Here is a 7534-nt window from a genome sequence, read left to right on the forward strand (position 1 = left end):
TTTGTCTTATATCAGTCGAATATGCTGCTGCCATATATATCTCAATTATTTTCTTTTTTTTCCATCTTTAAAGTTTACCATCTTTGTACCGCTTTTGATCTCAAACTGCTGTAATATCCTCCCCATAGATGGGGTTTCTTGAGTGCGATAAACCCCATTGTGGAGTTTTATTTTATTAGTGCAGTTATTTTGTTTGCGTGGGAGCGATACCTTCAGCGAGTCAAGGGTCGCATGAGATACACTAGAAGAGTGCGATCGCCCGTGTAGTTTATATATTGGGACGCTTTATGACTAAGCTTTACACTTACCGAATATTTCTGTAAACTATATATGCAATGAAATAACTGGGGAATAAGTTCCCCCAGTTACGAGAGGTGTTATCGCAGATATCGCTGGTTAATTTGCATCCTCTAAATATTGCAATCCCCACTGATACAAAGAACGCATTAATAAGTTATTCAAATTGGGAGGAGTGCTAATTTCTTTGAATGTATCCGTCATCAGTTTTTTAATGATTTGTGGGGGTGTTGGTATTTTAATTCCATCAAAGTTATGTTTAGCCCAAATATCACCAACTTGGTTGGCATTTACTGATTCCCCTTTATGAATAATTTTATTGCGTTTCTTCCTAATATCAGTCATTAATTTTGACCATTTATTATCTTCTTTGAATTTTTTGTAAATACACCAACCTTGCATTAATTCTGCTAAACTTGGTTCATCTTGATTACTTACTATCCAACCTTTAGCAGTCCAATTTTGGGCTTTTGATTGAATATATAATAACCGTTCTAAAATTTGCACAAACTGAATAAATGCAGTGGTGTAATTTTCTCGTTTTAGAGAAAGTTCTAAGATGATTGTTGATTCCCAAAGTTTGCTAAGATCATCAGTTTGTATTTTTTGCAGTTGAGTTTTCCAATTGATGATTTGTTCTGAATCAGTTATTTTACTAACATCATTACAACCTATCCAATCTTTGAGTTTTTGGTAAAAACCATCATTAGATTCCCAGTTACTATATTGTGCTAAAAAACCAGCTAATTTATATAATACTGAATGACGATTTTCATGAACTTTTAGCCAAATTTGGGCTTCTGAAAAATCACCTCTTTCCCAAGCTGATTTAATCTTTACCTTTTCTAAAGCCCAGAAATATTCACCCATAGTAATAGGTTGAAAACTCTGGGAGTGATTAGCAGTAACTAAACCATTTTCTAAAGTAGTAAAAAATTCCTTTGGTTCATCGGGACTAGCATTAAATACTTGATATTGACGTACTAAAGCGGCTGCACAAATTTCTACATTAGAAGCAATTACAGGGGTACATCCTTTAGTTTGAATCCAGAGAACAAACTCTTGATTTTTGTTAGCATTGATAGCTTCTTTTAAAACCAGTTGTTCTAATTCTTCTCGAATTTCATGACTATTACCAGCGTTAATTTTTGGGGCGTGAACATCAACTCTAATATCAGGAAATAAGCTTTTAATTTTTCCTTTCATTAATTCTGCTAACCATAAAGTATCTAATCGGCGAAAATTCCAGGTAATACTTTCCGGTTGGTCTGTTCCCCATAGGATAATATGTTTTAGTCCTTGTTTTACTCCTCCTTCAATGACAGTTTTATCTAACAATAATTCGACCTTACTAAAATCACCACCAAGCCATTCTTGACAGTAATCATAATATCTTTTACCTAAATCTCGACCACTCCAAGGATAGGTTTTACCATCTTCGTCTTGATGTTTACCCCGTTCTATTCCTAGTTCTTGATAGAGTTCGTTGATATGTGGAGGATAACTAATATTACCATCTGCACCAAAGGAACGGATAATACCATCTTGACACCGCCAGCCTATTTGTCGAGTTCCTACGGTAATGATCAGGGTGCTAACTTTATCTGTGTTATTTGTTGTTGTCATAATTAATGATTTCTTGTTTTTCTATTGCTTCTAAAACTTGTTTGTGAATTTGAGAAAATAAACTGGCTTTATATAGGGTACTAAATGATTCTCCAGTGACTAAATTAATGCAATTTAAAATCCTTTTTTGCCATTGTTGTGAGTCGGTTATATCCTCACCCCAAGCGGTAAAAACATCTTGTTCTGCTAAACCACCTAAGCGATGAGAAAAATAATTTCTTGCATATTTAGCTGATTTCCAAAATGCTTTAAAATCAATACTATTTTTGGTTTCAGGAATAGCTTCCTTTAATAAATCTTTTAATAACCATCCATCAACTTTAGCTGTATTTTTAGCTGTATTTTCTGATCCGGTAAAATATCTTTCTAAAGATGAATACTTTTTCGTAATCGAAATATTAACTAATGGCCATCCTTGTTTCTCTTCTTGAAAATGATCGGGAAAAGAATCAGCAGCCCACCAATACAATAAACCTTCAATAGCTCGATAACTGTGTAACATTGCTTCTGTGGTATTCATCTGTTTAAGACGAATTACACCTAAATAAGCCTGTTCATAAGCCATCCATAATCTGCCTTCCACACTAGATATTTGTGTAGAACTTTGAGCAAGAGATAAGAATCCTTCAAATTGTCCTTGATTCCATAATTTACCAGCTTTTAATAAATCAGGTATCGCTCCAAAATTAGCAGATGGTTGTTGAAAATAAGGTTCTAGTAAATCATAAGCTTCTGTATAGTCATAGCTTTCTAATAATTTTAAAGCCTGTTTTTGGGTTCTATCCCAAAGATAGTTAGTACCTAAAAATGGACCACTATAATCTGACGGGATACCATTACGATTTGCGCGTGTATTTTCCTTAAATTCAAAGAACTGAATGCGATCGCCATAGAAACTTAGTCCTGAAATTCTTGCTGCTTCAGAACTTTGACCTACACCTCCTTTTAAGCATACCCAAATAGACTGATTCTTATTAACTGTAATTTTGTTTTTCCAAATTTTGCGCCACCAACTAAATATATCCTCAAATATTGAGGGGTTAGTACCATCAGGTCCCAGTAAAATGATGTGAATATTGTCACTATGAAGATGACTAAATTTGTGCATCAGCCATTGTTTAATTAGTTCGGCTGAATATAATGTATCTTTTTCTCTTTGTGTAACGTTTTTTTCCTGATCAGTAGCTATCAAATAAACTTTTTCAATGTTTGATGCTTGCTCAAGAAATATATTACCAATAATTGGCGGTTGGATGCGATCTACATATTTTTCAATGTGATCTAATAGGTATTTAGTTAAATCACGAAAAGTTGTATTATCCTTTAAACCCAAATCAGAAATTACTTCTAATTGTTCAGCAATAATTTCTCCATTTTGGACTCTATCATTACCAATATTGAACCATTCACCGGAGGCGATTTGGAACATTAGATCTCTAGTACCGATTGTGGCAATTAAAACTGATTTCATAACTCTTGTTTAGGTAATTATTTTTTTTTGATGGGAGCAGATATACCAGATTTATTTGGTGATATTTCTCTAGAAACTAGAATTGCGCCTTGTTTTTTTAACTCCTTAGCAAACTCTTTTCTATCTGGGTAATCACTGCCAAAAATTGTAATAACTTGATAAGGTAAATTACCAGTAAATATTGACTTAATCCACACAAATGAAGGAGTGCCTAATTCGCCACCAACATTAGGATTTCCCTGTCCTTTTCCCTTACCTTTAAATCGGGTATCACTGTAAAGTAATTCTAATCCTGCACCACGCACTTTACTAGAATTTCCATCGGTTTGCCAGTTAGTGACTTTTTCAGGATGAATTTGTGATGGTGATTTTAATAACCAAATTTGTGCATTTTTATCTAATACATCTTGTTGTCTTGCTCTAGGTCTACCAGGACTAACAGCATAAGAACCTATCGGTGTTTTTATTGCTTGAAATACCTGTTTAAGTTCTGTGAAGAATTTACGCCATTGCTCAACATCATAATCAAGAGGTAAATCTTTTCCTACTATTTCCCAGTGACAGCCACGCATACGACGATTAAGTAAATGCAAAGGACGACGAGAACCACGTCCTACACCACCTAATTGTACTGCTAAAAATAATAATTTCTCCGCTAGATTTAGATACTTGATTTCGGTAGCTTCTAAATAGATTTTACCAGCATAAAAACAAGGATCTTTTTTATCGGATGGATTAACTTTAGTGCTAAGAGAAATTTTACCTTGCTTCCCTAAATTACCAAATATTTCTTCTTCCAATTTTTGACAATTTGGTACATCATATAATCCTAATGCTACAGCACGAAACCAATAGCGGAGTATTCCTCGAACAGCAGAGGGTCTAAATTCTGGAATTTGAGGATTACTCCCATACATTCCTTGAGTCCACAATTCAAAGTCATAACTTTTTCGAGTATTGATGATAGGAATTGTACCCAAAGCCTTACCATAACCACTACTGACGCGAGAACCTATGCCACTATTAAGAGCATTTTCTAGCCATGATTTAACGGTTTTAAGATCATCCTGGCAATCAGAATTTTGTCTGCTAGTAGGACGTAATCCTATTAAAAATTGAGGTTGTTCTAAACTTAAAAGAGGATGTGGCACTGGTCCATACATCATGACTTTATTATCTTTCCATGCCCATTGAGGTGTTGCTACATCTATACTCAGACAATGTTTAGTAGGGAAAGCATCTAAAAATTCAATTTTGGCGGCTTTAGCGTTTCTACCATTAAGCATTCCTAATAGTTCTTGTACTCGCGCTGGTGCGTCATTTTTTCTTGCCCAAGCTCTTGCTGCTCCTTTTAATGTAGAAGCGGGAATATAGGGAATACCAAATATAGGATGTAATACTGGTAATAGTAATTCTCTAAAACCACGAGTTCCCCCAACACGCATTCGCCAGTTAAACGAGACTGAAACTGTATTTTCTTTACCGTCGGCTAGTTGTAAAGTCCGTTGATAAAGTTTGGTGTAAATTTGATTGCAACCTTGTTCTGCGGCTACTGTTTCTCTGAGAATTGACATCCTTTGACTAGCATCATTTTCTGGAAGATTAGGTTCAACCCAATACAGAGCTTGTAAGGGATTATGATTTTTAGGAGCGCGTAAAACTGATGTAGAATTAGCTCTGGAATCAGGCGTATTTCTCACGATTGTAGAAGTCGTAGAACCAAAATTAAAGTTAATGCTATTGCACAATAATCCATATTGTTCTCTGAGTTTTTTCTTAATGGCTTCTGTTTGTCCTTGGGCAGTTTTACGAGAATTTTCATCAGGAAAATAAACGGTTAATTTTAGTTTATCATAACCACCATATTGAGAAGATTCTAAGATTTTTCCTAATTTGGATTTGCTCTTAACTTCTGTTTGGACAAAATCCCGCCATATATCTGCTTCTGATTTTTGATTTTTCATTCTTGTTCTGCCTCCCCAAGAATAGGTACTGCCCAAAATGACCACTCTTTTGCTAATTCAATTGCTAAACGATTTAAACCAGTATATTTCTCTAATTCCAGATTAATTAAACTGCTGGCATCATCATAAGCAAAAGGCACTTTACTTAATTTTTGTAAATTTCTGAGAAATTCTTGATATACTTGACCTTTGTAACTACTTTTATACTTTAAACCATCTCCTGATAGACGATGTAATCCCCATGTAGAGATGTATGCGGGTATTCCTTGAACAGTACCACTTGCTTTTTGATGGTTAGCAGTTTCAACATTTTCTTTAACTTTAATTAACCCATTATAAGCATGACGACTAAACTCTCTAGTGTCTAATTTCTGCATGAACTATTCCCCCTTTTTATTAACTGCTTTATTAACTGCAATAGTTTGATTCTCAGTCCAACCTCTACCTAATCCCTCTAGCCCACCAAATTGAAGCCTATCATTCAAAATCTTGATCAGAAATTCTCTAACTTTATCAGTTTTGTTAGCTTGTTTTTCTGGTTTCATACCCCAAGGGAAAAACATAATAGTTTCCGATGGTATTGCTTCTTCTGAACGAAAAGAACCACCAGCAACAATCTTTTCATTTTCATCTAATGCAATACGCACTTCTCGCTGTAATCCAATTTCTACTAATGCTCCACAATCTTCATTAGAAAGAATGACTAATTTATTTTTTAAGTCTAAAATACCATTACCATCAGGAATATCTTTGAATACATCCCAGTCATTACTGATATTGATCGCCTTAATGTTATCTTCATTAAGAATAGCACCTTGTAAATAAATTTGTTTACCTGATGCTGAAGTTATAGCCTTTTTACCATCAGTTAATAAATCTAACTGCCATTGTTCAATCAACTGATTTAATTTATCATTTCTTAACCAACGACCCCATCTACTTAACCATAATGGGCAAGTAATCCACAGAAATTGATGGCTAAATGAACCAACAGGAAAGAATAATAAAGTAGCATCTGCAAACCATACTTCTCCTTCTGTGGGTTGTTGTCCATCTTTAATCCGTTCTCCAAAAAAAGATCCAGCTTCGGACTTTATTTCAGCTATAGATTCTAATGATGAACGTAATTTACCCCGCAAGGAAGATGAAGGAATATAAGGTAATTCAGTTTGTGCCTCACGGGCAATTCCTAACAAATTACCAGCTTGGGTACTAGCACCTGTATGTAATGGTGTTAAAAGATAGCTATAGGTTAGATAATTCATATTTTCCTAATTTCCTTGATATTTAATCCACAACATTTCCGAATAACCCAATTGTCGCCAATTGTTTACACGATTTTTTTGCTCATTTGCTAAACGTTCATTATCCTGAAACAATCCTTGAGGTTTATTCAAATAGTATAAACTTCCCGGTGGTGCTGCAAAAACCTGGGGTGCAGGAATGCTTTTTGTAATGCTTTTTGTCTTGTCTTCTTTCTCCCTAATTCTACAACTGATTGGTACTGCTTTATCTGTGGACATACTCACAAAAATACCGTCTTTGAGTTTCCATTCCCAGGGATAAGGACGACATAAATTAACTTTTCCTCTGTGCTTATCTTGATGTGGTCTTTCAAAAACTCCAGGAGTAACTAAATAAGCTATTGATTTAGTATTAGCTTGAAAATTACCATCTGAAATAGTTTTTAATTCTTGCCATTGTTCCCCCAATTCTGGACAAGATTCTACTATAACTCTGTGTCCTTCTCCTCCTAATCTGATTGTTGCAGGTGTTGTAATTTCGTGATTAATTCCTATGGCAAAACTCCAATTTTGATGTAAACGAATGGCCTTTTCTACAAAGTAACCATCAGGAACTTTAACCTGTTTTGTTCCCGGTTCAATGCTATTATGAGAACGGGTTTCTTCGTCCCAAGGTTTATCCTCATGACTGTCTTTAATTATGTTCCAATCATTTTTATCTATTTTCCCGGTTTTTAAATATTCCTTAACCACACAGAATGGTAAATATTGTCTGAATTTTGTTTCTACTCCACTGCATTTAACAAAATCATCTTTATCCAGAAGTGTTGAATGTTAAGAAAAGCCTGATAAAAATAGCCAAAAATATGTTAAATTTTGGGCGAAGGATTAAAATATTTTGATTAACCATGATCATAAACTCATTTCCCAAG

6 protein-coding genes are annotated in these 7534 nt (G+C 34.6%); all 6 read right to left on the bottom strand.

Going from position 1 to position 7534, the window contains the following annotated elements; genetic code table 11:
* Window positions 1–396: 396 nt before the first annotated feature.
* The 6 genes from H6G44_RS19695 to H6G44_RS19720 are packed head-to-tail and all read right to left on the bottom strand — an operon-like array spanning window position 397 to window position 7424.
* The gene (locus tag H6G44_RS19695) at window positions 397–1923 is read right to left on the bottom strand and encodes a HEPN domain-containing protein (protein ID WP_190388249.1); all 1527 of its coding nucleotides are present in this window, start codon (window positions 1921–1923) and stop codon (window positions 397–399) included.
* Complete coding sequence (locus tag H6G44_RS19700; protein ID WP_190388250.1) at window positions 1907–3394, bottom strand: hypothetical protein; 1488 nt, start codon at window positions 3392–3394, stop codon at window positions 1907–1909. Before H6G44_RS19700 ends, H6G44_RS19695 begins: the two co-directional genes overlap by 17 nt.
* Window positions 3395–3411: 17 nt before the next feature.
* On the bottom strand, window positions 3412–5358 hold the full coding sequence (gene cmr1, locus H6G44_RS19705; RefSeq protein WP_190388251.1) for a type III-B CRISPR module RAMP protein Cmr1: 1947 nt from the start codon (window positions 5356–5358) through the stop codon (window positions 3412–3414).
* A complete protein-coding gene (locus tag H6G44_RS19710; protein ID WP_190388252.1) occupies window positions 5355–5735 on the bottom strand; it encodes a hypothetical protein in 381 nt (126 codons plus the stop codon). The genes cmr1 and H6G44_RS19710 overlap by 4 nt, the downstream gene beginning before the upstream one ends.
* 3 nt (window positions 5736–5738) lie before the next feature.
* Window positions 5739–6623, bottom strand: a complete 885-nt coding sequence (gene cmr4 / locus H6G44_RS19715; RefSeq protein ID WP_190388253.1) for a type III-B CRISPR module RAMP protein Cmr4 — start codon at window positions 6621–6623, stop codon at window positions 5739–5741.
* A gap of 6 nt (window positions 6624–6629) precedes the next feature.
* A complete protein-coding gene (locus tag H6G44_RS19720) occupies window positions 6630–7424 on the bottom strand; it encodes a type III-B CRISPR module-associated Cmr3 family protein (RefSeq protein WP_242031814.1) in 795 nt (264 codons plus the stop codon).
* Window positions 7425–7534 lie beyond the last annotated feature (110 nt).

Origin of the sequence: Aphanizomenon flos-aquae FACHB-1287, from assembly GCF_014698755.1 — a bacterium.
In the GTDB taxonomy this organism is placed as follows: domain Bacteria; phylum Cyanobacteriota; class Cyanobacteriia; order Cyanobacteriales; family Nostocaceae; genus Dolichospermum; species Dolichospermum flosaquae.

Excerpts from the sequence above, each read along its gene's own strand:
- H6G44_RS19695 (WP_190388249.1), bottom strand. The coding sequence starts at position 1,923 with ATGACAACAACAAATAACACAGATAAAGTTAGCACCCTGATCATTACC.
- H6G44_RS19700 (WP_190388250.1), bottom strand. The coding sequence starts at position 3,394 with ATGAAATCAGTTTTAATTGCCACAATCGGTACTAGAGATCTAATGTTC.
- cmr1 (WP_190388251.1), bottom strand. The coding sequence starts at position 5,358 with ATGAAAAATCAAAAATCAGAAGCAGATATATGGCGGGATTTTGTCCAA.
- H6G44_RS19710 (WP_190388252.1), bottom strand. The coding sequence starts at position 5,735 with ATGCAGAAATTAGACACTAGAGAGTTTAGTCGTCATGCTTATAATGGG.
- cmr4 (WP_190388253.1), bottom strand. The coding sequence starts at position 6,623 with ATGAATTATCTAACCTATAGCTATCTTTTAACACCATTACATACAGGT.